Annotated in this window: 18 protein-coding genes; 4 read left to right on the forward strand and 14 right to left on the reverse strand. The window is 69.9% G+C overall.

The genetic code is table 11. From position 1 onward, the window contains the following. Window positions 1-19 precede the first annotated feature (19 nt). From BQ2383_RS05950 to rsmI, 6 genes are all read right to left on the reverse strand, one after another. A complete protein-coding gene (locus BQ2383_RS05950) occupies window positions 20-1,720 on the reverse strand; it encodes an ABC transporter ATP-binding protein (protein ID WP_091031311.1) in 1,701 nt (566 codons plus the stop codon). A 5-nt stretch (window positions 1,721-1,725) separates the two neighbouring features. Then, entirely contained in the window at window positions 1,726-2,640 is a 915-nt protein-coding gene (locus tag BQ2383_RS05955) for an ABC transporter permease (protein WP_091031069.1), read from the reverse strand. Continuing rightward, a complete protein-coding gene (locus tag BQ2383_RS05960) occupies window positions 2,637-3,617 on the reverse strand; it encodes an ABC transporter permease (protein ID WP_091031072.1) in 981 nt (326 codons plus the stop codon). The genes BQ2383_RS05955 and BQ2383_RS05960 overlap by 4 nt, the downstream gene beginning before the upstream one ends. Next, complete coding sequence (locus tag BQ2383_RS05965) at window positions 3,614-5,305, reverse strand: ABC transporter substrate-binding protein (protein WP_237682466.1); 1,692 nt, start codon at window positions 5,303-5,305, stop codon at window positions 3,614-3,616. Before BQ2383_RS05965 ends, BQ2383_RS05960 begins: the two co-directional genes overlap by 4 nt. 107 nt (window positions 5,306-5,412) lie before the next feature. After that, window positions 5,413-6,519, reverse strand: coding sequence for a LacI family DNA-binding transcriptional regulator (locus BQ2383_RS05970; protein ID WP_091031078.1), 1,107 nt, complete (start codon window positions 6,517-6,519; stop codon window positions 5,413-5,415). Then, complete coding sequence (gene rsmI, locus BQ2383_RS05975; protein ID WP_091031082.1) at window positions 6,516-7,343, reverse strand: 16S rRNA (cytidine(1402)-2'-O)-methyltransferase; 828 nt, start codon at window positions 7,341-7,343, stop codon at window positions 6,516-6,518. Before rsmI ends, BQ2383_RS05970 begins: the two co-directional genes overlap by 4 nt. 35 nt (window positions 7,344-7,378) lie before the next feature. On the opposite strand from rsmI, the gene BQ2383_RS05980 reads away from it, so the two are divergent. Beyond that, entirely contained in the window at window positions 7,379-8,932 is a 1,554-nt protein-coding gene (locus BQ2383_RS05980) for a dolichyl-phosphate-mannose--protein mannosyltransferase (RefSeq protein WP_091031085.1), read from the forward strand. A gap of 4 nt (window positions 8,933-8,936) precedes the next feature. Here BQ2383_RS05980 and BQ2383_RS05985 read toward each other — a convergent pair whose 3' ends face one another. From BQ2383_RS05985 to BQ2383_RS06005, 5 genes are all read right to left on the reverse strand, one after another. Next, entirely contained in the window at window positions 8,937-9,419 is a 483-nt protein-coding gene (locus tag BQ2383_RS05985; protein ID WP_091031088.1) for an Lrp/AsnC family transcriptional regulator, read from the reverse strand. Between the two features lie 3 nt (window positions 9,420-9,422). Then, entirely contained in the window at window positions 9,423-10,826 is a 1,404-nt protein-coding gene (locus BQ2383_RS05990; protein WP_091031091.1) for an amino acid permease, read from the reverse strand. Then, window positions 10,823-11,890, reverse strand: a complete 1,068-nt coding sequence (hisC, locus tag BQ2383_RS05995) for a histidinol-phosphate transaminase (protein WP_091031093.1) — start codon at window positions 11,888-11,890, stop codon at window positions 10,823-10,825. The genes BQ2383_RS05990 and hisC overlap by 4 nt, the downstream gene beginning before the upstream one ends. Window positions 11,891-12,053: 163 nt before the next feature. After that, window positions 12,054-13,856 (reverse strand): thioredoxin domain-containing protein, encoded by a 1,803-nt coding sequence (locus tag BQ2383_RS06000; protein WP_091031096.1) that lies wholly within the window; start codon window positions 13,854-13,856, stop codon window positions 12,054-12,056. 4 nt (window positions 13,857-13,860) lie between these two features. Next, entirely contained in the window at window positions 13,861-14,730 is an 870-nt protein-coding gene (locus BQ2383_RS06005) for a helix-turn-helix transcriptional regulator (protein WP_091031099.1), read from the reverse strand. A 125-nt stretch (window positions 14,731-14,855) separates the two neighbouring features. Here BQ2383_RS06005 and BQ2383_RS06010 point away from each other — a divergent pair, with 125 nt between their 5' ends. Continuing rightward, entirely contained in the window at window positions 14,856-15,836 is a 981-nt protein-coding gene (locus tag BQ2383_RS06010) for an aldo/keto reductase (RefSeq protein WP_091031101.1), read from the forward strand. Between the two features lie 27 nt (window positions 15,837-15,863). Here the strand turns inward: BQ2383_RS06010 and msuE are convergent, their stop codons facing one another. The 3 genes from msuE to BQ2383_RS06025 all read right to left on the reverse strand — a co-directional run bounded on the left by msuE (window position 15,864) and on the right by BQ2383_RS06025 (window position 18,615). Further along, window positions 15,864-16,433: an FMN reductase gene (gene msuE, locus BQ2383_RS06015; RefSeq protein WP_029262645.1), complete on the reverse strand. Its 570-nt coding sequence runs from the start codon at window positions 16,431-16,433 to the stop codon at window positions 15,864-15,866. An 89-nt stretch (window positions 16,434-16,522) separates the two neighbouring features. Continuing rightward, window positions 16,523-17,359: an aldo/keto reductase gene (locus tag BQ2383_RS06020; RefSeq protein WP_091031103.1), complete on the reverse strand. Its 837-nt coding sequence runs from the start codon at window positions 17,357-17,359 to the stop codon at window positions 16,523-16,525. Then, a complete protein-coding gene (locus BQ2383_RS06025) occupies window positions 17,356-18,615 on the reverse strand; it encodes a heparan-alpha-glucosaminide N-acetyltransferase domain-containing protein (RefSeq protein WP_244175913.1) in 1,260 nt (419 codons plus the stop codon). Before BQ2383_RS06025 ends, BQ2383_RS06020 begins: the two co-directional genes overlap by 4 nt. A gap of 43 nt (window positions 18,616-18,658) precedes the next feature. Here BQ2383_RS06025 and hrpA point away from each other — a divergent pair, with 43 nt between their 5' ends. Both hrpA and BQ2383_RS06035 read left to right on the forward strand, forming a co-directional pair. After that, window positions 18,659-22,594, forward strand: coding sequence for an ATP-dependent RNA helicase HrpA (hrpA, locus tag BQ2383_RS06030; protein ID WP_091031108.1), 3,936 nt, complete (start codon window positions 18,659-18,661; stop codon window positions 22,592-22,594). 38 nt (window positions 22,595-22,632) lie between these two features. Next, window positions 22,633-23,577: a quinone oxidoreductase family protein gene (locus tag BQ2383_RS06035; RefSeq protein ID WP_091031112.1), complete on the forward strand. Its 945-nt coding sequence runs from the start codon at window positions 22,633-22,635 to the stop codon at window positions 23,575-23,577. Window positions 23,578-23,587 lie beyond the last annotated feature (10 nt).

A 23,587-nucleotide genomic window follows, 5' to 3' on the forward strand; every position in this document is an offset into this window, starting at 1 on the left:
TCTGTGATGAAGTCGTGGGTCAGCGAAGTCGTGCGGGGTTGGGCACGGCATCCAGCAGCTGGATCGTGTACGGGTCCTCCGGATGCTGCAGCACCTCGGCGGTCTCGCCGCGCTCGACGACCCGGCCGCCGTTGAGCACCAAAATGTTCTGGGTCACCAGTCGCGCGCTCAGCAGGTCGTGCGTGATGTAGAGCATGCTGATGCCCCATCGCTCGCGCAGATCCTCCAGCAGCGCCAGCACACCCGCACGGAGCGAGACGTCGAGCATCGACACCGGCTCGTCGGCGATGAGCACCTGTGGGTCGCTCGCGAGCGCCCGGGCGATCACGACGCGCTGCCGCTGCCCACCCGAGAGCTGATGCGGCAGCTTCGCCGCGAACTGCTCGACGGGCGTGAGGCCCACGGTCTCGAGCAGCTCGAGCACCCGCGCCCTGGCTTCCTGCCCGCGCAGCTTCGTGTAGTTCATGACCGGGCGCGTCAGGGCGTACTCGACCGTGTGCAGCGGGTTCAGCGCCGCATACGGGTCTTGGAACACCATCTGCACGTCCTTGCGCAGGTCGCGCAGACCGCGGCGCTTGAGGGTCGCCACATCGACATCGCCGAAGCGGACCGTGCCGGAGGTCGGCTTCTCGACACCGGTGAGCATCTTGGCGATGGTCGACTTGCCCGAGCCCGAGGCCCCGACGAGCGCGAGCGCTTCCCCCGGTTCGAGCCGGAACGACACGTCGTCGACGGCCGTCACGGCATCCTGTCCACGGCGCGGGGCCGGGTAATGCTTCGACACCCCGTCGACCACGATCGCCGCATCCGCGCGACGCGCATCCCGCGACGACACGGTCGGCAGCGTCTCGGTGACGTCGGTGCGCGAGCGGCCTTCACTGCGCCGCGTGCCGAGATCGACGAAGCCGGGGATCGACAGGGTCTTCGCCCGCGGGTCCGCGTAGTGGCTGAGCAGCATCCGCGTGTACTCGTCCTTCGGACGCTGCAGGATGTCGATGCTCGGCGCATCCTCGACGATGTGCCCCTCGTGCATCACCATCACCCGGTCGGTGGCCTCGAGCACGATGCCGAGGTCATGGCTGATGAGAATGGCCGTGAACTGCTCGGCCCGCTGCAGCTCCTTGATCGTGTCCATGACGGCGTGCTGCACGAGCACGTCGAGCGCGGTGGTCGGCTCGTCGAAGACCATGAGCTGCGGCTCCAGCGAGAGCGCGAGCGCGATCGAGGCACGCTGACGCATACCGCCGGAGAGCTCCCCGGGGAAGCGGGCGAGCACCGACGCGTCGAGGCCGACCTTGCCGATGAGCTCGCGGGCCCGGGCATCCCGGTCGCCCTTGGGCACGTGGCCGTGGGCGGCGAAGATGTCGCGGAAGTGGTTACCCACAGTGCGCACCGGGTTCAGTGCGTTCATGCCCGACTGCAGCACCATCGCGAACCCGCCCTGGCGCTGACGACGCAGCTCCTCGGCATCCAGCTCGCGGATGTCGCGCCCGCCGAAGAGGATGCGGCCTCCGCTAATGCGCGCCGGCGGCTTCTGCAGCCGCGTCAACGCGAAGCCGAGCGTCGACTTGCCCGATCCCGACTCGCCGACCAGTCCGACGAACTCGCCGCGGCGCAGCGAGAACGAGACATCGTGGACCGCGGCGACCGGCGTCGCCCCGGGTGAGGCGTATTCGACCGAGAGGGAGTCGACCTCCAGCAGCACATCATTCGTGTTCATGGCGGTCATCGGCCCTTCCCCTCTCGCAGGCGCGGATTGGAGATGCCGTCCACGCCGAAGTTGATCAGTGTCAGGCTCAGCGCCAGCAGTGCGATGCACAGACCGGGGGCGAACAGCAGCAGCCACTGTCCGGTGAGCAGGGAGTTGGAGTTCTGCGCCCAGTAGAGCATGGTGCCCCAACTGACGATGCTGGAGTCGCCGAGGCCGAGGAACTCGAGTCCCGCCTCGGCGAGGATCGCGGCCGTCGCCGCCCCGAAGAGCGTGCCGGCGATGATCGACGTCATGTTCGGCAGGATCTCGCGGAACACGATGCGCGTCCTGCTGTCGCCCGAGAACTGCGCCGAGGTGACGAAGTCGTTGCCGCGCAGCGACTGCGTCTGGCTGCGGAGCACACGAGCACCCCACGCCCAGCCGGTCACCACGATCACGGCGATGATCATCAGGATGCCGCCGTTCTGCAGGTAGGCGGCGATCACGATCATGAGCGGGAGCCCGGGGATCACCAGGAAGAGGTTGACGATGAAGCCGACGACCTCGCCCAGGAATCCGCGCATGTACCCCCAGCTGAGGCCGATGAGCACAGCGACGATCGTCGAGAGGATGCCGGCAGCGAAGCCGACGAGCAGGCTGATCTGCGCGCCGTAGATGAGCTGGCTGAGCACGTCCTCCCCCGCGGCGGTCGTGCCGAGCCAGTGCGCCCAGGACGCGTCGGCGCTGCGCTCGAACCCGTTCTCCTTCGCACCGTACGGGGCGAGGACCGGGGCGAACACCGCGACGAGCACGAAGAAGGCGAGGATGCAGAGGCCGAGTCGGGCCTTGCCGTTGCTCCAGAGGGTGGCGACCATGCGCCCGAAGGCGCGCCACGGGCTGGGCGCGGCGATGCGCTCGGCGGGGATCTTGACGTTCATGGTGGAAGTCATCGGCGTGTCCTCGGGTCGAGAACCCCGTAGAGGATGTCCACGAGGAAGTTGGCGATGAGCACGCTCACGGTGATCATCAGGAAGAGCGCCTGCATGAGCGGGTAGTCCTGCCCGATCACGGCGTTGAACAGCAGGTACCCGATGCCGGGATAGCCGAAGACCTGCTCGACGAGGATCGATCCGCCCACGACTCCGCCGAGCGTGAGCCCGAAGCCGGTGAGGTTCGGCAGGATCGCGTTGCGCGCGGCGTAGCGGAGGGCGATCGTGCGGCCGTGCAGCCCGTTCGCCTCGCCGAAGGTGATGTAGTCCTCACCGAGCGTGTTGATCATGGCGTTGCGCATCCCGATGATCCAGCCGCCGAGCGAGGTGAGCAGGATCGTGAGCGCGGGGAGGAACGCGTGGCTGAGGAGGTCGCCGAAGAACTCCCAGGTGAACCCGGGTGTCGTCGTCGCGGAGTAGGCGCCCGTGGTCGGGAACCAATGCAGCACGTAACCGAAGAAGAACAGCAGCAGCAGCGCGGTCCAGAAGTAGGGGAACGTGCTGAGGAAGGAGCCCGTCAGCGTCGGCAGCGTGTCGAGCCAGGTGCCTCGGCGCCAGGCGGCCGCGACGCCGATGAGGGTTCCGATCACGAACGCGAGGATCGTGACGATGCCGACGAGGGCGATCGTGTACGGCAATGCCGTCGACACCATGCTCGCCACCGACTGCGGATAGAACGTGTACGAGACGCCGAAGTCGAGCCGGACGACCTGGCCGAGGTAGGCGATGTACTGGTCCCACAACGACCCGGTCGGCACACCCAGTTGGGCTTCGATGGCGGCGCGAGTGGCGTCGGACACCGGCCCGTTCTGGGACAGCTTGGCGATGGCGGCATCCGCCGGGGAGCCCGGCATCATGCGCGGGAGGAAGAAGTTCAGGGTGACCGCGGCCCACAGGGTGAGGACGAACAGGCCGAACTTCTGGAGCACGTACTTCACTTGTCGTCCTCCTTGACTCGCTCGAGCCGCGTGAAGATGCCCAGCGGCGCGGAGTCGTAGTTCTGCGGGATCATGTACGGGTCTTCCTCGCTGGGCCAGCCGGTGAACTTGGCGTCGTTGAACAGACCCCAGATGCCGCCGTAGTACAGGCCGATCACGGGCAGTTCGTCGTAGACGATGCCCTGCAGCTCCTTCACGATCTCCGCGTGGCGGGTCGTGTCGACGGTCTCGCGGTACTCGGCCAGCAGCGCATCGACCTCGTCCGAGCGGTACCGCTCGAAGTTGTTGGCCGTGGTCTCGCCCGATGGCACGTAGAACTCGCTCGAGAGCAGGTTGTTGTAGGCCTGGTAGACGTCACCGTTGCCCATGCCGCCGATCGCCATCTCGAAGTCGCCGTTGCTGATCGCGCTCTGGTACCCCGCGGGCTGCGGGAGCTTGAGCGTGACCTTCACACCGACCTCGGCGAGCTGGCTGCGCACGGTCTGCGCCGCCCTGGTCCAGTCGGTGAAGCCGTTGGCCGTGGTGAGCGCGAATTCGAGCTGCTCGCCGTCGGCGTCCACGAGCCGGTCACCGTCGAGGGTGTAGCCCGCCTTCTCGAAGGCGTCGAGTGCGGCATCCGTGTCCTGCGTGATCATGCCCTGGTCGGGGATGCTCGGGTCGAGGTACTCCTCCTGGTTCGGGAGGATGAGTCCGGTCTGACCGGCCGGCTTCATGTACCCCTCGGAGGCGGTCTCGGCGATCTCGTCGCGATCGAGGGCGAGCGCGATGCCCCGCCGCACGTTCACATCGTCGAACGGGGCGACCTCGAGGTTCGGCATCAGGGCGATCACGCCGCCCGGCGGGAACCACCAGTTGTTGTCCGGGCTCGCCGCACCCCAGGTGCCTTCCACGTCGGAGATGAACGCGTAGGCCCAGTCGTACCCGCGGCTCACGGTGTCGAGCTGGGAGTTGGTGGCGGGCAGGATGATGTGCTCGATCTCGATCTTGTCGGCCTGCCAGTAGTCGGGGTTGCGGTCCATCGAGTACTGCTGGTCGTTGTAGTTGCCGAGCACGAACGGCCCGGTCCCGACCGGCGTTTCGTTGCGGTAGGTGTCTGCGTTCTTCACATCGGCCCAGAGGTGCTCCGGCACGATCATGGTCAGCCCGAGGATCGACAGTGAAGGCGCGTCCTCGGTCTGGAGGTGCATGATCACGTCGTCGCCCTCGGTCTCGACGCTCTCCAGGTGCTGCCAGGCGCCCTTGATGTCGAGCGCGGGGTTGTCCTTGAGCAGCTGGAACGTGAAGGCCACATCGTCCGGGGTCAGGTCTTCGCCGTCGCTCCACTCGACATCGTCACGGATCGTCATGACGATGGTGCGGGCGTCGGGCTGCGTCCACTCGGTCGCGAGCCAGGGGTTCAGCGTGCCGTCGAGCGGATTGACCAGGATCAGCGGCTCGTAGATCCATTTCGACGCGGTGCGCGCGTTGGTCAGGTACGGGTTGAAGTTCTTCGTGAAGAACGGGTTGCCCTTGTCGGCGTTGATCAACATCGTGTCGTCGCCGATCGATGGATCGGGTTGCGATGTGATCTGGATGCTGCAGCCGCTCAGTGCGACTGCGGCTGCTGCAAGGCCGACGATCGCGGCTCTGCGCCAGCGTCCCATCATCCGCGCTCTCGGTGTTCTGCCACCGGACATCTGCCACCTCATGTCGTCTCTGTCATGACTGGCGGCCCGCGCCGCCCCAGTGATTGTAAGCGCATACATTTTGGGAAAGCAACCCCTTGACACCGGCAGGCCGGCGTGGGACGCGCGGGTCAGACGGAGCGCTGCGAGCTCTCGCGCAGGATGATCTGCAGCGGCAGACGGGCCAGTACCGGCTCGGCGTCCACGTTCTCCAGGCGGCGGGCGAGCACCTGCACCGCTGCCCTCCCCAGGTCGATCATGGGCTGGCGGATCGTGGTGAGCGGGGGGCGGGACAGCGCCGCCGCCTCGATGCCGTCGAACCCGGTCACGAGAACGTCGTCCGGCACGCGGATGCCGGCGCCGCGCAGCACATCGAGCGCGCCGAGCGCCATCTGGTCGTTCGCCGCGATCAGGGCCGCGGGAGCCCCGGATGCGACGAGTTCCTCGGCGGCACGACGGCCGGATCCGCGCGTGAAGTCGCCGCGGAGAACGGACACGTCGTCGAGGGAGCGGCCGGCAGCCGTGACCGCCGCCGCGAAACCCTCCCACCGCTGCAGGCCGTCCGGAGAGTCCGCCGGTCCGGCGAGGAAGGCGAGCCGCCCGTCTCCCACCTGGGCCAGGACGTGCCGGGTCAGCTCGGCCATCGCCTCGGCGTTGCTCACGGTGACGTGGTCGTAGTGGTCGCCGCGCGGCGGCCCGGAGAGCACCACGACCGGGATCCGCCGGGCGAGGCGCGCCAGCACGTCGTCGGGCACACTGCTCGCGAGCACCATGAGGCCGTCGACGCGGCCGGCCATGTCGCGCACCGTCGAGCGATCGGGATCGTCGCGTCCGACGCCGACCATGAGCACGAAACCCTGCTTCCACGCCTCCAGCTCCGCGCCGCGCAGCACCTCGTCGAGGAAGAGCATCGAGGTGTGGCCGTCATCGGCATCCGCGTCATCGCGGACGATCGCGAACGGCGGCGCATCGGCGTCGGAGAGCACGTCCAGCGGCGGAGCGTCTTCCGCGGCGTCGAACCCGGGAAAGTACAGCCCGAGCACCCCGGTGCGGCGCTCCGCGAGACCTCGGGCACTGCCGCTGGGCACATAGCCCAGCGCGGACACGGCATCGAGCACGCGCTCCCGGGTGACTGGACGCACCGCATCCGGCGAGCGCAGCACGCGCGACACGGTGGCGATGGACACACCCGCCCGATCGGCCACGTCGTACACGGTCGCCGCCTTGCTCACGGTCATGCCCCTCCGGAGCGGGCGGCCAACGCGGCCTGGTAGAGGTCGCGGGAGGACAGGCCGGTGAGCGCCGCCACCTCGGAGGCGGCATCCTTCAGGCGGATGCCGTCGGCGACGAGTTTCTGCACCTGGGCGAGCGCGTCCTCCGGGGAGGCGTCGCGGCGGGAAGCACCCTCGACGACGACGACGATCTCACCCTTGACGCCGTTCTCGGCCCAGGCGACCAGCTCGGATGCCGTGCCGCGACGCACCTCCTCGTACAGTTTCGTGAGCTCGCGGCACACCGCGATCCGCCGCTCGTCGCCGAACGCCGCACCCATGTCGGCGAGCGCACTCGCGAGGCGGGCCGGGGACTCGAAGAACACCATGGTGCGGGGCTCCGCGGCGAGGGCGCGGAGCGTCGAGCGGCGCTCCCCCGGCTTGCGCGGCAGGAAGCCCTCGAACGTGAAACGGTCGGTGGGGAGGCCCGAGATCGCGAGCGCCATCAGCACCGCACTCGGACCGGGGATCGCCGTCACCGTGACGCCCTGCGCCACGGCCTCGGCGACGAGCCCGTAACCCGGGTCGCTCACGGTCGGCATCCCGGCGTCGCTCATCACGACGATGTCGGTCTCCGCGGCGAGGGCGGCCAGTTCTGCCGCCTTCTGCTTCTCGTTGTGGTCGTGCAGCGCGATCAGACGTGGACGGTTTTCGATCTGCAGCGCCTTCAGGAGCCGCACCGTGGTGCGGGTGTCTTCCGCGACGACGACCTCGGCGTTCTCCAGCACCTCCACCAGGCGGCGAGACGCGTCGCCGAGATTTCCGATCGGAGTGGCGGCGAGGATGATCACCCGCCCAGCTTAGGCGCGTTGTCTAGGCTGGACCGGTGACCGCGCCCGTACCCCTGCTCCCTGCTCCCGAGGCACGGCTGACGCGCTACGGACGGCTTCGCGATCGGGTGCTCCTCGCCCCCGACTGGGGGCGGGCGATCCGCTGGCTCGCCCCGCTGGTCATCACCGCCCTGGCCGCGGTCCTGCGGCTGATCGGCGTCGCCCATCCGCACGAACTGGCATTCGACGAGACCTACTACGTCAAGGATGCCTGGTCGCTGTGGACCCTGGGCTATGAAGGCACCTGGGGCGACGGCGCGAACCAGGCGTTCCCGACCGGCGAGGATCTTCCGCTCTCCGACCAGGGTGCGTTCATCGTGCATCCGCCGCTGGGCAAGTGGCTGATCGCGCTGGGCATGGCGATCGGCGGCCCGGAGAACAGCGGCGGCTGGCGGCTGGCCACGGCCCTCTTCGGCACGGCATCCGTCTTGCTGGTGTACCTGATCGCCCGGCGCCTCAGCGGTTCGGTGGTCGTCGCGAGCGTGGCCGGAACCCTGCTCGCGATCGACGGACTCAGCATCGTGATGAGCAGGATCGCCCTGCTCGACGGCATCCTGACGTTCTTCATCCTGCTGGGCGTGCTGTTCATGCTGATCGACCGGCAGCGGACGATCCCGGTGCTCGAGAGACGCGACCTCGACGCGCCAGACCCGTTCTGGGGGCCCGTCCTGTGGCGCCGTCCGTGGCTGGTCGCCGCGGGACTCGCCCTGGGCGCGGCGTGCGCCGTGAAGTGGTCGGGACTCTACGTCCTCGCCGGCTTCGGGCTGTACGTCGTGATCACCGATGCGCTGGCTCGGCGCCGCGCCGGCGTGGTGCTGTGGCCGACGGCCGCCGCGTTCCGCCAGGGCCCGGTCTCCTTCGTGCTGCTCGTCTTCCCGGCTCTCGCGGTCTACCTCATCAGCTGGACCGGCTGGCTCGTGACCGCCGGCGGCTATGACCGCAAGAGCGACACCAACCCCCTGCTCGCGCTGTGGAAGTACCACGAGTCGATGCTCGGATTCCACGTCGGCCTGAGCCGCGGGCATCCCTACGCGAGCCCCGCGTGGGAGTGGCCTCTGCTGCTGCGCCCGACCGCGGTCTGGGTCGACCCCTCCCCCTCGGGCTGCGGCACGGATCACTGCATCGGCGTGATCTCGGCCATCCCCAATCCGCTCATCTGGTACGGCGGGGTCGCTGCGGCCGTCTATCTGATCTACCGCCTGGTGCGGAGCTGGATCACGCGGCAGCCGGTCGGGCCGGAGCTGACCGTTCCGCTCGTGGGCCTGGCGGTCACCTACCTGCCGTGGCTGATGTTCCCCGAGCGCACGATCTTCCAGTTCTACACGGTGGTGATGATGCCGTTCCTCGTGCTCGCCCTGGCGATGACGCTGCGGATCATCGCCGGAAAGCGGGAGGATCCGCTGTACCGGCGGCAGTCCGGCGAGCGCACGGTGATCATCTTCCTCACGTTCGTGGTGCTGGTCTCGGCGTTCTTCCTGCCGCTGTGGACCGGGATGAGCGTGCCGTACGAGTTCTGGCTGCTGCACAACTGGCTGCCCGGCTGGGTGTGAGGCGCTAGGCGGGATCGTCCGTCGCGACGTGGTCCACCAGCGGCAGCACCCGCCCCGACAAGTGGGTGCGCATCGCGATCGACGACGCCGTCCGGGCGACGCCGGGCACGAGCGCGACCCGGTCGAGCACCTCCTGCAGCCGTGTGGCATCCCGCGCGACCAGCCGCAGCTGCATGTCGCTGGCGCCCGTGACGGTGTGCATGTCGACGATCTCGGGCACCGCGTTCGCGAGGGCCGTCGCCACCTCGTCGTGCCCGACCTTCTGATCGATCTCGACCAGGCAGAAGGCGACCACGCCGTAGCCGAAACCGGCCGGGTCGACGCGCGGCACGATCGCCTCGATCACCCCGCCCTCGTGGAGGCGCGCGAGACGGCTCGTCGCGGTGCCGCGGGCGATCCCGAGACGCCGCGCGACCTCCAGGATCGGCAGCTGCGGCGACTCGGTGAGCAGCCGGATGAGCTGGGCGTCGAGGCGATCGATGCGCATCGGCTACTCCCTCGGCACGCCGGCCCGCGCGTATCCCCTGGTCGCACGGGCGACGAGGAGGAGCACACCGGTGAGGGCGAGAGTCAAAAGCAGCTGGATGCGCGCGGCCGGGTCGATCATCGCGAGTGCGATCACCGCGGCGAGCAGCACCAGGCACAGCCACGACAACCACGGGAAGCCCCACATCCGCATCGGCATCTCCTCGCCCGTGCGATCCGCGCGGGTGCGGAGGATGATCTGCGCGACCGCCGTGGCCGTCCAGATCACGAGCAGCGTCGAGCCGACCACGTTCAGGAGCGCGGGGAGGACGACGTCGGGGAAGGCCCAGTTGAGTCCGACCGTCACGAAGCCGAAGGCGACCGAGGCCAGCACGGCGACGAACGGCACGCCCTTGAGGCTCGTGCGGGTGGCGGCCAGCGGAGCGAGTCCGCGCTCCCCCAGCGAGTAGGCCATGCGGGAGGCGCCGTAGATGTTCGCGTTCATGGCCGACAGCAGCGCGATGATCACGATCAGGTCCATCACGAGTCCGACGCCTGGCACGTTCAGAGTCTCGAGCACCGCCGAGAACGGACCGTCCTTGACCGCGGGATCGTTCCACGGCAGCACGGCCACGATCACGAAGATCGATCCGACGTAGAACACGAGGATGCGCACGAGCACCTCGCGCACGATGCGGCGGATGTTGTGCGCGGGGTCGTTCGACTCGGCGGCGGCGATCGCGACGACCTCGGTGCCTCCGAACGCGAACACCACGATGAGCAGGGCGCCCGCGATGCCGGCGATGCCGTTCGGGGCGAAGCCGCCGTTGTCGACGAGGTTCGCGATGCCGGTCGCCGGCACGCCGGGGATGAGTCCGACGATCGCGCACACGCCCACGATCAGGAAGGCGATGATCGCCGCGACCTTGATCGCCGCGAACCAGAACTCGAAGCGGCCGTAGTTGCGCACACCGAACAGGTTCACGGCGGTGAGCGCCACGACGAAGATCAGCACCCACACCCAGGCGGGGATGCCGGGGGTCCAGTTCGCCACGATCGCCCCGGCACCCGTCGCCTCGGCGGCGATCACGACGACCAGCTGGATCCAGTAGAGCCATCCGACCGCACTGCCGGCGCTGCGGCCCATCGCCTTCTGGGCGTACGAGCTGAAAGCGCCGGAGCTCGGTCGTGCCGCCACCATCTCGGCCAGCATCGCCATCACGAGCACGACGATGCCACCGGCCACGAGATAGGAGACCAGGACGGCGGGACCGGCGATGCTGATCGCCTGGCCGGATCCGACGAACAGGCCGGCGCCGATCGCGCCGCCGAGCCCCATCATCGAGATCTGGCGGCGGGTCAGCCCCGGATGCAGACCCTTGGTGGTCGTCGTGGTGGGCGGGAGTTCTGTCGCGCGGTCGCCGGTCACGCGCCGACCTCCACACGCGCGGCGGCGAGCGCCTGCTCGACGCGATCGATGTCGGTCGCGGAGCCGGAGGAGATGCGGATCCCCTCGCCGGCGAAGGCGCGGGCGACGACGCCGCCCTCCTGCAGCAGTTCCTCGAGCTCCGCCGTGCGGTCACCCGACGGCACCCAGACGAAGTTCGCCTGCGAGGGCACGGCCGGCCAGCCGGCCGCGGTGAGCACGTCGTGCAGGCGGTCGCGTTGCTCGATCACCTCGCCGATGCGCGTCGCGAGCTCCTCTTCGGCATCCAGCGAGGCGAGGGCGGCCGTCTGGGCGAGGTCGGTGACCCCGAACGGCACGGCGACTTTCCGCTGGTTCTCGGCGACGGCGGCCGGGGCGATCGCGTAGCCGATGCGCAGCCCGGCGAGCCCGTACGCCTTGGAGAACGTGTGCAGCACGGCCACGTGCGGATGCCGACGGAACAGCTCGATGCCGGCGCCGCGGCTCGCGGTCGTGTCGAAGTGCACGTACGCCTCATCGATCACCACGAGCACGTCGTGCGGCACGGCGGCGACGAAGCGCTCCAGCTCGTCGGCGCCGACCACGGTTCCGGTCGGGTTGTTCGGGTTGCACACGAAGATCAGCCGCGTCTGCGGGGTGATCGCGGCGAGCATCGCGTCGAGGTCGTGCGCGTGATCGGCATCGAGGGGCACGGCCACCGGTGTGACCCCGGCGATGCGGACCAGCGAGGGATACGCCTCGAACGACCGCCAGGCGAAGATCACCTCGTCGCCGTCACCGGCCACCGCGTGGATGAGCTGCGAGGCGATCTCGACCGAACCCGCACCGACGGTGACCTCGGCCGGGTCGACGCCGTAGCGGGCAGCGAGCCGTTCGCGGAGGGCGGCGGCACTCATATCCGGGTAGCGGTTGATGCCGTCGACCCGGTCGCGCACGGCCTGGGCGACCGAAGGAAGCGGCGGATGCGGCGATTCGTTCGAGGAGAGCTTGGAGGCACCGGCCGGGGCCGAGCGGCCCTGACGGTACGCGGGAACGGCGTCGAGTCCGGCACGGGTGGGGAGAGGCATCGTCAGAGCATCCTTGCTGTGATCGCGGGTGGGGTCGCGCAACAGTAGAACGGATGCCCGGCGCTGAGCAATCGGTGCACCGAATGCTGCGCAACCCGCGCAACCGGACGGTGTCTGCGCGCGAATTGCTGTGCAGATTGTGCACCCGCAACCAGCGCTGGGGTCAGCGCGAGATCGAGACCTCCGCCGGGTCGCTCACGGGCAGGCGGCACACGAACGCGCGGCAGTCGTAGGCGCGTTCGGCGGACGCATCCTTGCCCTCGAACAGCTCGAACCCGGCTTCGGCGAAAGCCTGCGCCTGCGCGGGGCTGACGACGGCGATGACCTCGGCGTCCGCACCCCGGGCGGCGGCGGCGAGCACGCCGTCGCGGTCGGCGGTGATCACCACCAGCTGCCGGGGCGGGAGGGCGAGGCCCGCGGCCACCCGCAGCAGGGTGCCGTGGGCGAACGGCTGCTCCAGCGAACGCGACGCGAGGGCGCTCACGGTCGCGGCGGCGGCCTCGCGGTACCGGTCCCCCGCTCCCAGCCACCAGGCGGTGAGCGCGGCACCGGCGACGGCTGCGACATCGGAGGGCAGGTCGCCGTCGGTCTGGTCGGGCGAGGTCGCGATGCCCTGCGCCGAGAGCAGCGGGTCGTCGCCACCGGTGCCGGCGAGAGCGTCGTCGAGGATGCCTCGTGCCGTGACGGCCCACTCCGCCTCCCCCGTCGCGAGGGCGAGGGCGAACAGGCCGTCGGCGAGGAGTCCGAGATCGGCGGGGGTCGTGACGGCGGCGGATGCGCGGCCGTCGAGCGAGGTGCGGACGAGCGCGCCGGTGGCGTTCCGGTTGACCCGCAGCACGTGGTCGGCGGCAGCAGCGGCGGCATCGATCCAGGCCCGCTCGCCGAATGCCGCACCCGCCCGGGACAGCGCGCCGATCGCCAGGCCGTTCCACCCGGTGATCACCTTGCCGTCGACGGCCGGCGGCTCCAGGTCGGCGCGGTCGGCGACCGGACGAAGGTAGTAGCCGCCCTCGCTGCGGGCGCCGTCGATCGTTGACTCGGAATCCTGCGCGGCGCCGAAGCCGCCGCCGTCGCGACGGAGCACGTCGATCAGGAAGGCGGCGATCCCGCGCACCGTCGACTCGTCCCCCGCCGCCAGCGCGATGTCGAGCAGTTGCGCGTTGTCGGTGAGCATCCGTTCGTAGTGCGGCACCGTCCAGTCACGCTGGGTGGCGTATCGGAAGAAGCCGCTGTCGGCATCGCGGAGGTCGGAGCCTGCCATCGCCGAGAGTGCCCGTGCTGCCGAAGCCGCGGCCTGCGGAGCGCCCTCCCGCACCAGCGGATGCTGCAGGAACCGCAGCGTCGTGGCGACGGGGAACTTCGGGGCACCGCCGAAACCGCCGTACACGCGGTCCTCCCGTTGCGCGATCGTCTCCGCCGCCGTCGCGATCGCCACCACGTCGGGCAGGTCCGAGGGGGTGGACTCCGCCGCGCGGGCGAGGGCGTCGGTCACGGCATCCGCCGACTCCTCGGCCTGCTCGCGCCGCACGGTCCACGCCTCGCGCACCGCGGCGAGCACGTCGCGGAAGCCGGGCATCTGGCCGCGGGCCTCCGGCGGCCAGTAGGTGCCGGCGTAGAACGTGCGCCCGCGGGGCGTGGTGAACACTGTGAGCGGCCAACCGAGGTTCTGCGTGAAGGCGGAGGCTGCTGCCATATAGGCGCCATCGACCTGCGGATGCTCCTCGCGGTCGACCTTCACCGCGACGAAGCCCTCGTTGATGAGGGCGGCAGTATCCGGATCGGCGAAGGACTCCCGCGCCATCACGTGGCACCAGTGGCAGGTCGAGTAGCCGATCGAGATCAGCAGCGGCACGTCGCGGCGCGCGGCCTCCGCGAACGCCTCTTCGCCCCACGGGTACCAGTCGACCGGGTTTTCGGCGTGCTGGCGGAGGTACGGACTGAGCGTGTCGGCGAGCCGGTTCGTCATACGGCTATCCTCTCGCCTCCGCCGCTGTCTCGGCCAGGTTGGCGAGAAGCTGCAACCGCTCTCGACTGGCGGAACCCGGCTCCGCGGAGAACACGATCATCTGCAGCCCGCGGTCGGACGCGAGATCCATCGCCTGGTACGTGAGGTCGAGGTCGCCGACGACCGGGTGATGGATCGTCTTCAGGCCCGCGCGGTGTTCGCGGACGTCGTGAGTTCCCCAGAGCCTCCGGAAGAGATCGCTGCGGGTGGACAGCTCGCCGACGAGGTCGCTGAGCCTCCGGTCGTATGGCGAACGGCCCGCCTCGGTACGCAGCACGGCGACGATCTGCCGCGTCTGGGCGTCCCAGTCCCGGTAGAAGGTCTGCGCGCGGGACTCGAGGAAGATGAAGCGCGCGGCATTCGCGGGTGCAGGAGCATCGTCGAGCATCTCCGAGAAGAGAGCGCGTCCGAGTGCGTTGGTCGCGACGGCATCCAAACGGCCGTTCTGCACATAGACGGGGACCGTGGACATCGCATCGATCGTCTGTCGCGTGGCAGCGGAGACCTGGACTGCCCGCGCCGGACGCTCGCTCTGTCGCGGACGTGCGCCCGCATTCGCGGCGCGGATCAGGTCGTGCAGGTGCGCATGCTCGGCCTCGTCGAGGCGCAGCGCGCGGCTGACGCCGTCGATGACGGCATCCGACACGCCCTTGGCCTGACCCCGTTCGAGGCGCTTGTAGTACTCGGGACTCATCCCGGCCACGAGGGCGACCTCTTCTCGACGCAGCCCCGGCACACGGCGACGTCCGCCGAAATCCGGCAGGCCCACCTCCTCGGGGGTGAGTCTCGCGCGCCTCGTCGTGAGGAAATCGCCGATGGCGTCCGGAGTGTCCATGCGATCGAAACTACGCCGAACCGGACACGGCAGGGGGTCCCTGCGGGGGCACCCATAGACAGGGCCGCGCTGAATCCGGAGAAAACGGGTTTGCTCGAAGCACGGAACGCAGACGAAGGAATGACATGAAGAACGCACTTCTGGGGACCCTCGAAGTCTCCCGCATCGGCCTCGGCGCGATGACCATGGCCGGCACCTACACGACCGGCGGTGGCCTCGACCATGACGAGTCCGTCCGCACCATCCACCGCGCGCTCGACCTCGGGGTGACACACATCGACACCGCGGAGATCTACGGTCCCTACCTCAGTGAGGAAATCGTCGGCCGTGCGGTCCGCAAGCGCCGCGATCAGGTGAGGATCGCGACGAAGTTCGGGCTCGTCTCGCACGCCGGTGGCGGTCCCGGAGTGATCGACAGCTCGCCGGAGAACGTGAAAGCCGCCGTGGAAGGGTCGCTGCGTCGCCTCGGCACCGACCGGATCGACCTCTATTACCAGCATCGGGTTGATCCGAACACGCCCATCGAGGACACCGCCGGCGCCGTCGCCGATCTCATCGCCGAGGGCAAGGTCCTTCATTTCGGCCTCTCCGAGGCCTCGACACAGACGATCCGGCGGGCGCACGCCGTGCAGCCGGTCTCGGCACTGCAGACGGAGTACTCGCTGTGGACTCGCGACGTGGAGGAAGAGATCCTGCCTGTCCTCCGCGAGCTCGGTATCGGCTTCGTGCCGTACTCACCGCTCGGGCATGGTCTGCTGACCGGTGGAATCCGCTCGTCCGCCGATATCCCGGACGATGACTGGCGCAAGACGAACCCGCGGTTCGTGGGCGAGAACTTCGAGCGGAATCTGCGTCTCGTGGACGAGGTCCGCGCGATCGGCGCCGAGATCGGCGCGACCCCGGCGCAGACGGCGCTGGCGTGGATCCTCACCCGGGGAGACGACATCGCGCCGATCCCCGGCACCCGTCGGGTGGCGCGCGTGGAGGAGAACGTCGCCGCCGACACCGTGGAACTCAGCGCGGATCAGGCCGAGCGCCTGTCGGCGCTCGAACCCGCGGCGGGCGCGCGACACGACGAGGCCAACATGGGCACCATCGATCAGTGACCCGCGGCGTTGGAGTGAGCCCGTCGGTCAGCCGACCAGGAGCTCGACGGGGCGCGAGGCCGCGTAACCCACGAGCGGCAGGGCACGCTCGGCGGCGAGAGAGATGCGCGCCTGCAGCACATCCGAGGCGATCTCGTAGCCGTCGAAGTCGGTGTTGCTCGCGTAGACGCCGACCGGGAGGGTGAGCGCCTGGAAGAACGCGAACAGCGGCCGCAGCTGGTGCTCGATGATCAGCGCGTGCTTCTCGCCGCCGCCGGTCGCCGCGAGCAGCACGGGCTTTCCCACCAGGTCGTACTGCCCGACGAAGTCGAAGAGGTGCTTGAAGAGACCGGTGAACGAGGCCCGATAGACGGGGCTGCCCACGATCAGCAGGTCGGCAGACTCGATCGCCTGCAGCTGCGCCTCGACCTCCGGCGGCAGCTGGTCGCGCTGGAGCGCGCCCGCGAGGCCAGGACCGATCTGCGTCAGCTCGATGAGCTGCGACTCGACCTCGGCGCGCTCGGCGACGGCGGCCGTGATCGCGCGGACGAGGGCGGTCGTCTTGCTCGGCTCGTGCAGGGATCCCGACACGGCCACGACGCGGAACGGAGCTGTCATGCCTCGAAGCTACTCACGACGACGCCCCGTGTCGCGCGGAGCGACACGGGGCGTCATGTAGGCCGGGAGGCCCGATCCGATCACCCGGGTCAGTTGACCTCGTCCGGGTGCGAGCCGACGCGGCCCGAGCCATCGAGCGGGTCGAGGGCGTCGATCGCGGCGATCTCAGCATCGGTCAGCTCGAAGCCGAAGACGTCGAGGTTCTCGCGCAGACGCTCGGCGCGCACCGACTTCGGGAACACGATGATCCCCTTCTGCAGGTGCCAGCGCAGCACGGCCTGCGCGGGGGTGACCCCGTGCGCGGCCGCGGCATCCGCCACCGCCGGGGTACCGAACAGGTCGTACTTGCCCTGACCGAGCGGACCCCAGGCCTCGATCTTGATGCCGTGCTCGCCGGCCCAGGCGACCACGTCGCGCTGCTGGTAGGCCGGGTGCAGCTCGATCTGGTTCACGGCCGGCACCACGCCGGTCTCTTTCACCACGCGCTCGAGGTGCGGCACCAGGAAGTTCGAGACGCCGATGCTGCGGGTGAGTTCGGCCTCGCGCAGCTCGATGAGCTTCGTGAACGCGTGCAGGTAGTCGCCGATCGCGGGGGCCGGCCAGTGCACCAGGTACAGGTCGACCTTCTCGAGGCCGAGCTTGTCGAGGCTCTCGCCGATGGCCACACGCGGCTCGTCGCCGTGGTGACGGTCGTTCCAGAGCTTGGTCGTGATGAACAGCTCGTCGCGGGCGATGCCGGACGCGGCGATCGCGGCGCCGACGCCCTCTTCGTTGCCGTAGATAGCGGCGGTGTCGATGTGGCGGTAGCCGATCTCGAGCGCCTCGCTCACCGCGCGCTCGGTCTCTGCCGGCGGCACCTTGAAGACGCCGTAGCCGAGCTGCGGGATGGAGTTGCCGTCGTTCAGTTCGAGTGCAGGAATGCTCATCCCTCCAGCCTATGACCGGCATCCGACGTCGAGGCCGGGGATGAGGAAACAAGTGCCATCGCGGCCGCCCCACGGCCGACCAGCCGTTCCAGCGGTCCTCGACCGAAGAACATCGACCAGAGCGTCGTCACGGCCAGCAGCCCGATGGCGGTCGCGGCCCAGAACTCGTTGCTGGAGAAGAATCCGCCGGGCCCACCGAACAGGACGATCGACAGCACGTGCGCACTGTATGCCGTCAGCGGCATGGAGCCCAGCGCGCCCAGCGGCAGCAGCACCCAGCGCAGCGGTCGGCTGAGCAGCAGGCACAGGGCGATGACGGTCAGCGCGAAGCCGCCGGAGCCGAGTACCTCGGCCGTGCCACCGCTGTGCGGCTCGACCGCGAACACCGCCGCGAGCACGGAGCCCAGCGGATCGGACGCTTCCAGCGCCTGCGGATACCCCTCCCACCCGCTGGGCATCGAGACCTCGCCGCCATCGCTCTCGGGGAACGACCCGTCGAAGGAGCTTTCGCTGAACGACGAGCCGTCGACGAACGAGGAGCTGCTGTATTCCGCCGGTGCGCTGAGTCCCGCAGCCTGACCGATGCCGCCGAGGCCGTAGCCGACCACCGCGAGCACGATGCCGACCGCGAGCGCGATCACGGCGGTGCGGACTCGCTCGACGTGCATCCGCCCCAGCGCCATGCCACCGAGCACGAGAGCCAGCCACACCGTGATCGGGTAGGTGCCGTAGAGCACGAAGCCGATCCCGGTGCCGAAGGGATGCAGCATCACGGCTCCGAGGAACGCCAGCAGCGCCGGGCCGAGCAGGGCGAGCGCGGCGGCGGCGAGCAGCAGCTGCCACGGACGCCACCGGAGGAACGGGATCACCGCGACATAGAGGATGCCGTAGAGCGTGAGGATCACGGCGATCGGGGTATTCAGCATCTCCAGCGCCAGTCCGATGAGGAAGATCACGGCCCCGCGCCCGACGAGGTTCAGGCGGATGCTCGGGAGGCGCTCGCGCTCCGGAAGCGCGCTGCGTCCGGTCATCAGCGCGATGGACACTCCGGCGAGCAGCGCGAAGAGGATCGATGACCGCCCGTGCACGAGGTCGGTCCACGTCGCCGGGTTCGTCCACTCGAATGCCTCGGTCTCACCGATGTGCGCGCCGGCCATGCCGAGGATCGCCAGCCCGCGAGCGACGTCGAGACCGAGGATGCGCGGCGGGCGCCCGAACTCGCGGAACCAGCGGACGGGGGCTGCGGCGGTGATCACCAGATGATCGTAGGGGGCGATTCCCGTCATACGATGGAGGGCTATGTCCTCCCCCGTGATCTCCTACCCCCCGGAGCTGCCCGTCAGCGCTGCCCGGGTCGAGATCGGCGACGCCATCCGCGACCACCAGGTCGTGATCGTCGCGGGTGCCACCGGGTCGGGCAAGACCACCCAACTGCCGAAGATCGCGCTCGAGCTCGGGCGGGAGCGCATCGCGCACACCCAACCGCGTCGCCTCGCCGCCCGGACGATCGCCGAGCGGGTCGCCGAAGAGCTCCAGGTCGAACTCGGCACGCTCGTCGGCTACAAGGTGCGCTTCACCGACAAGGTGTCCGACGCCACGCGCATCGCGCTGATGACCGACGGCATCCTGCTCAACGAGATCCACCGCGACCGGCTGCTCACCCGGTACGACACGATCATCATCGACGAGGCGCACGAACGCTCCCTCAACGTCGACTTCCTGCTCGGCTACCTGGCCCGCATCCTGCCGGAGCGCCCCGACCTCAAGGTGATCATCACCTCGGCGACCATCGACCCGGAGAGCTTCGCGAAGCACTTCGCCGCAGCGGATGGCACACCGGCGCCGATCATCGAAGTATCCGGTCGCACGTATCCGGTCGAGATCCGCTACCGCGGACAGGTCGAAGACGGAGACGACGAGGAGGTTGCACCGGCCGAGCCGGAGGACGAGGTCTCGGCCATCGTCGCCGCCCTGCGCGAGCTCGACCGCGAGGCGCCGGGCGATGTGCTCGTGTTCCTCCCCGGCGAGGCCGAGATCAGGGATGCGGCCGACGCGGTGCGCGGCGCCTACGCGAACGACCGCGCCCCCACCGAGGTGCTGCCGCTGTTCGGCCGGCTCTCCGCCGCCGACCAGCACCGCGTGTTCGAGCGCAGCAGGGTGGCGGGCGTCCGCCGCCGCGTCATCCTCGCCACGAACGTCGCCGAGACGAGCCTCACGGTGCCCGGCATCAAGTACGTGATCGACACCGGCACCGCACGCATCTCGCGCTACAGCAACCGGTCCAAGGTGCAGCGGCTGCCGATCGAGGCCGTCTCGCAGGCCTCGGCGAACCAGCGATCCGGCCGCGCCGGCCGCACCAGCGACGGCATCGCGATCCGCCTCTACTCGGAGGAGGACTACGACCGGCGCCCGGAGTACACCGAGCCCGAGATCCTGCGCACCTCGCTCGCCTCCGTGATCCTGCAGATGCTGTCGCTCGGCTTCGGCGACATCACCGCATTCCCCTTCCTCACCCCGCCCGACTCGCGGGGTGTGAAGGCGGCGTTCGACCTGCTCACCGAGCTCGGCGCGGTCGAACCGTCCCGCCGCGACGGCGCTCCGCACCTCACCCGCATCGGACGCGACATCTCGCGGATGCCGATCGACCCGCGGTTCGCGCGGATGCTGATCGAGGCGGGGCGCGGGGGCTCGGTCGGCACTGTGACCCGTGACGTGCTCGCGATCGTGTCGGGTATGACGATCCAGGATGTGCGGGAGCGTCCGGAGGAGCGCCGCGAGGAGGCCGACCGCCTGCACGCCCGCTTCGTCGACCCGACCAGCGACTTCCTGACTCTGCTGAATCTGTGGAACCACCTGCGCGAGCAGCAGCGCGAACTCGGATCCAGCGCGTTCCGTCGCCTGTGCCGCTCGGAGCACCTCAACTACGTGCGGGTGCGCGAGTGGTTCGACGTGCACCGCCAGCTGCGCACGCTCGTGAAGACGCCCGAACGCACCGGCGACGATACCGGCACGAGCGACCCGGACGCCATCCACCGCGCCCTGCTGTCGGGACTCCTGTCGCAGATCGGCCTCCTCGACGAGCGCACCGCCCCTGCGGGCAAGTCGCACTCCCCCGCGAAAGAGCCGAAGGGCCGTCGCATCGCCGAGTACCGCGGCGCCCGTGGCATCCGCTTCTCGATCTTCCCCGGCTCGGGACTGCGCAAGAAGAGTCCGCGCGCGGTGATCGCGGCCGAGATCGTGGAGACCTCCCGCACGTTCGCGCGCACGGTCGCCGCGATCGACCCGGCGTGGGCCGAGCCCCTCGCCGGCGACCTCGCCAAGCGTCAGGTGACCGAGCCGCACTGGTCGAAGGATGCCGGCGCCGCCGTCGCGTTCGAGAAGGTCACGCTGTTCGGGCTCGAGATCATCCCGCGCCGCCGTGTGCAGTTCGCGCGCATCGACCGGGCCGCCTCGCGCGAGCTCTTCGTGCGCCATGCGCTGGTCGAGGGCGAGTGGGATCCGACGCGGATCGACAAGCGGGTGAGCGCGTTCTGGCGCAGCAACGCCGAGCTGCGCAAGCGCCTCGAGAAGCTGGAGGAGCGCGAGCGCCGCCGCGACATCCTCGCCGGCGACGAGGCCGTGTTCCGGTTCTACGACGAGCGCATTCCCGCCGACGTGTTCGACGTGCGGTCGTTCGAGAGCTGGTGGCGCGAGGCGATGGCCGCGACGCCGAAGCTGCTCGTCATGCGCGAGAGCGACCTGATCGACGACGAGGAGCGCGCCGATCAGCGCGAGTTCCCGACGCGGTGGACGCAGGGCGACCAGGTGCTGGGCCTCGCGTACCGGTTCGAACCGGGTGCCGACGACGACGGTGTGAGCGTGGTCGTGCCGCTGCCGCTGCTCGCGCAGCTCGAGGACCGCGGCTTCGACTGGCAGGTTCCGGGGCTGCGTGCCGAGCTCGTGACCGGGCTGCTGCGTGCGCTGCCCAAGGCCATCCGCCGTCATGTCGTGCCCGCCGCGGACTGGGCCGAGAAGTTCGGTGCCGAGCTGGCCGAGCAGGGGCCGGAGTCGCACGGCGGCCTGCCGCCGCGCACGCTCAAGGAGGCACTGGCCCGGCTCATCCAGCCGCTCGCGAACCAGCTGGTCTCCGCCGCCGACTTCGACGACGAGCGCGTGCCGCCACATCTGCGCATGAACTTCCGCGCGGTCGACGAACGCGGCCGGGTGGTCGGCTCGGGTCGCGACCTGCGGGCGCTGCAGGCGCAGCTCTCCGACCGGGCGCGCAGCAGCGTGGCGCGATCGATCGCTGCGCCGCCGAAGTCCGGCGCCAAGGGTGCCCACAACGGCGCTGAGCGCGGTGGTGCCGAGCGCGTCGCTGCCGCACCGATCGAACAGACCGGTCTCACGGCGTGGACCTTCGGAGACCTGCCCGAGGTGCTCGACACGCGTGTCGCCGGCGGCGTCGTGCGCGGCTACCCGGCGATCGTCGACCAGGGCAAGAGCGTGTCGGTGCGCGTCGAATCGACCCCGGATGCCGCGGCCGCCGCCACCCGCGACGGCGTGCTGCGGCTCGTGCTGCTGGGCGTCCCCTCCCCCTCGTCGTACGTGCAGGAGCACCTGACGAGCCAGGAGAAGCTCGCCCTCGCCGCCTCGCCGTACCAGTCCGCCGCCGCCCTCATCGAGGACTGCCGCGGGGCCGTGGCCCGGCAGGTCATCGAGCAGACGGCACCGGGCGGTATCGTGCGCAGCGAAGCCGACTTCGTCCGGGTGCGCGACGCCGTCTCGGGCGTGCTGGTCGATCAGCTCTTCGCGTGCGTCTCACTGGTGGCCCGCATCCTGACGAAGTCCCGCGATGTCGAACGCGGCATCAAGTCGCAGAACTCGCTCGCCCTGCTCGGCCCGCTGAACGACATCCGCACACAGCTCAGCGGCCTGCTGCATCCGGGCTTCGTCTCCGCGGCCGGAGTCGACCGTCTCGCACACTTCCCGCGCTACCTCGAAGGCATGCTCGACCGGCTGAAGACGCTCGGGAGCGAACCGGGCAAGGACCGCGCACGCATGACCGAGTACGAGCGGATGGCGAAGGCGTTCGAGGATGCGGGCGGCACGATCCCCCTTCCGTCCGACGCTCCCCCTGCGCTCGTCGAGGTGCGCTGGCTGCTGGAGGAGTACCGCGTCAGCGTGTTCGCGCAGCGCCTCGGCACCGCGCAGCCGGTGTCGCCGCAGCGCATCATGAAGGTGCTGTCCGGGCGCTGATCCGCGACGGCGGGCGTCGGCGCGGGTAGCCTGAATCCATGGCACGCGCGATCGTCTACACCGAGTTCGGCTCCCCCGATGTCCTGCACCTGATGGAGATCCCCGATCCCGTCGCGGCTCGCGGCGAGGTCGTGGTGCGCATCGAGGCAGCGGGGGCGAATCCCATCGACGCCAAGCTGCGCAGCGCCAAGCGGCCGTCTCCCCCGATCACCGAGCCGCGTCCTGTCGGGTTCGACGGGGCCGGCGTGGTCGAGCTGCTGGGCGAGGGTGTCGACGACTTCGCGGTCGGCGACCGCGTGGCGATCCGTGACGCGCACGGCACCTACGCCTCGGCGATCGCGATCTCCACCGAGAAGCTCGCGAAGCTCCCCGACTCCGTCACGACCGCCGAGGGGGCGGCGATCGGGATCCCCGCGGGCACCGCGTACCAGTCGCTGCGTTCACTCGGGGTCACCGAGGGCGATGTGCTGCTCGTGCACGGCGGCTCCGGTTCGGTCGGACAGGCCGCCGTGCAGTTCGCGGTGGCCTGGGGTGCAACCGTGATCGCGACGGCGAGCCCCGCCCGCCACGACCAGCTGCGCGAACTCGGCGCGATCCCCGTGGCCTACGGCGAGGGCCTGCTCGACCGCGTGCGCGACGCCGCCCCCGAGGCCGTCACCGTGGCCCTGGACTGCGCCGGCACCGACGAGGCGATCGAGACCTCCCTCGCGCTGGTCGCCGACCGCGACCGGATCGCGACGATCGTGCGCGGACCGGATTCCGCGTCCTTCGGCATCCGCGCGTTCTCCGGCGGCTCCCCTGTGCCCCTGACCGAAGAAGAGCTCGCCTGGCGCGCCGAGGCGCTCCCCGAGACGATCGCCCTCCTCGACGCCGGTGACTTCGTGATCGAGCTCGGCCCCCAGCTGCCGCTGACCGAGGCGGCGCAGGCCCATGAGCTCATGGAATCCGGCGCCGCCTCGGGCAAGATCATCCTCGTCCCCTGACGGCGAGGTG

This window comes from Microbacterium oxydans (assembly GCF_900095745.1).
GTDB lineage: Bacteria > Actinomycetota > Actinomycetes > Actinomycetales > Microbacteriaceae > Microbacterium > Microbacterium oxydans_B.

What these genes read in the sequence shown, in the direction of transcription:
- msuE (WP_029262645.1), bottom strand. Translation starts at nt 16,433, where the DNA reads ATGACAGCTCCGTTCCGCGTCGTGGCCGTGTCGGGATCCCTGCACGAG.
- BQ2383_RS06000 (WP_091031096.1), bottom strand. Translation starts at nt 13,856, where the DNA reads ATGACGAACCGGCTCGCCGACACGCTCAGTCCGTACCTCCGCCAGCAC.
- hisC (WP_091031093.1), bottom strand. Translation starts at nt 11,890, where the DNA reads ATGCCTCTCCCCACCCGTGCCGGACTCGACGCCGTTCCCGCGTACCGT.
- BQ2383_RS06005 (WP_091031099.1), bottom strand. Translation starts at nt 14,730, where the DNA reads ATGGACACTCCGGACGCCATCGGCGATTTCCTCACGACGAGGCGCGCG.
- BQ2383_RS05955 (WP_091031069.1), bottom strand. Translation starts at nt 2,640, where the DNA reads ATGACTTCCACCATGAACGTCAAGATCCCCGCCGAGCGCATCGCCGCG.
- BQ2383_RS06035 (WP_091031112.1), top strand. Translation starts at nt 22,633, where the DNA reads ATGGCACGCGCGATCGTCTACACCGAGTTCGGCTCCCCCGATGTCCTG.
- hrpA (WP_091031108.1), top strand. Translation starts at nt 18,659, where the DNA reads ATGTCCTCCCCCGTGATCTCCTACCCCCCGGAGCTGCCCGTCAGCGCT.
- BQ2383_RS06020 (WP_091031103.1), bottom strand. Translation starts at nt 17,359, where the DNA reads ATGAGCATTCCTGCACTCGAACTGAACGACGGCAACTCCATCCCGCAG.
- BQ2383_RS05985 (WP_091031088.1), bottom strand. Translation starts at nt 9,419, where the DNA reads ATGCGCATCGATCGCCTCGACGCCCAGCTCATCCGGCTGCTCACCGAG.
- BQ2383_RS05970 (WP_091031078.1), bottom strand. Translation starts at nt 6,519, where the DNA reads ATGACCGTGAGCAAGGCGGCGACCGTGTACGACGTGGCCGATCGGGCG.
- BQ2383_RS05950 (WP_091031311.1), bottom strand. Translation starts at nt 1,720, where the DNA reads ATGAACACGAATGATGTGCTGCTGGAGGTCGACTCCCTCTCGGTCGAA.
- BQ2383_RS06010 (WP_091031101.1), top strand. Translation starts at nt 14,856, where the DNA reads ATGAAGAACGCACTTCTGGGGACCCTCGAAGTCTCCCGCATCGGCCTC.
- BQ2383_RS05965 (WP_237682466.1), bottom strand. Translation starts at nt 5,305, where the DNA reads ATGAGGTGGCAGATGTCCGGTGGCAGAACACCGAGAGCGCGGATGATG.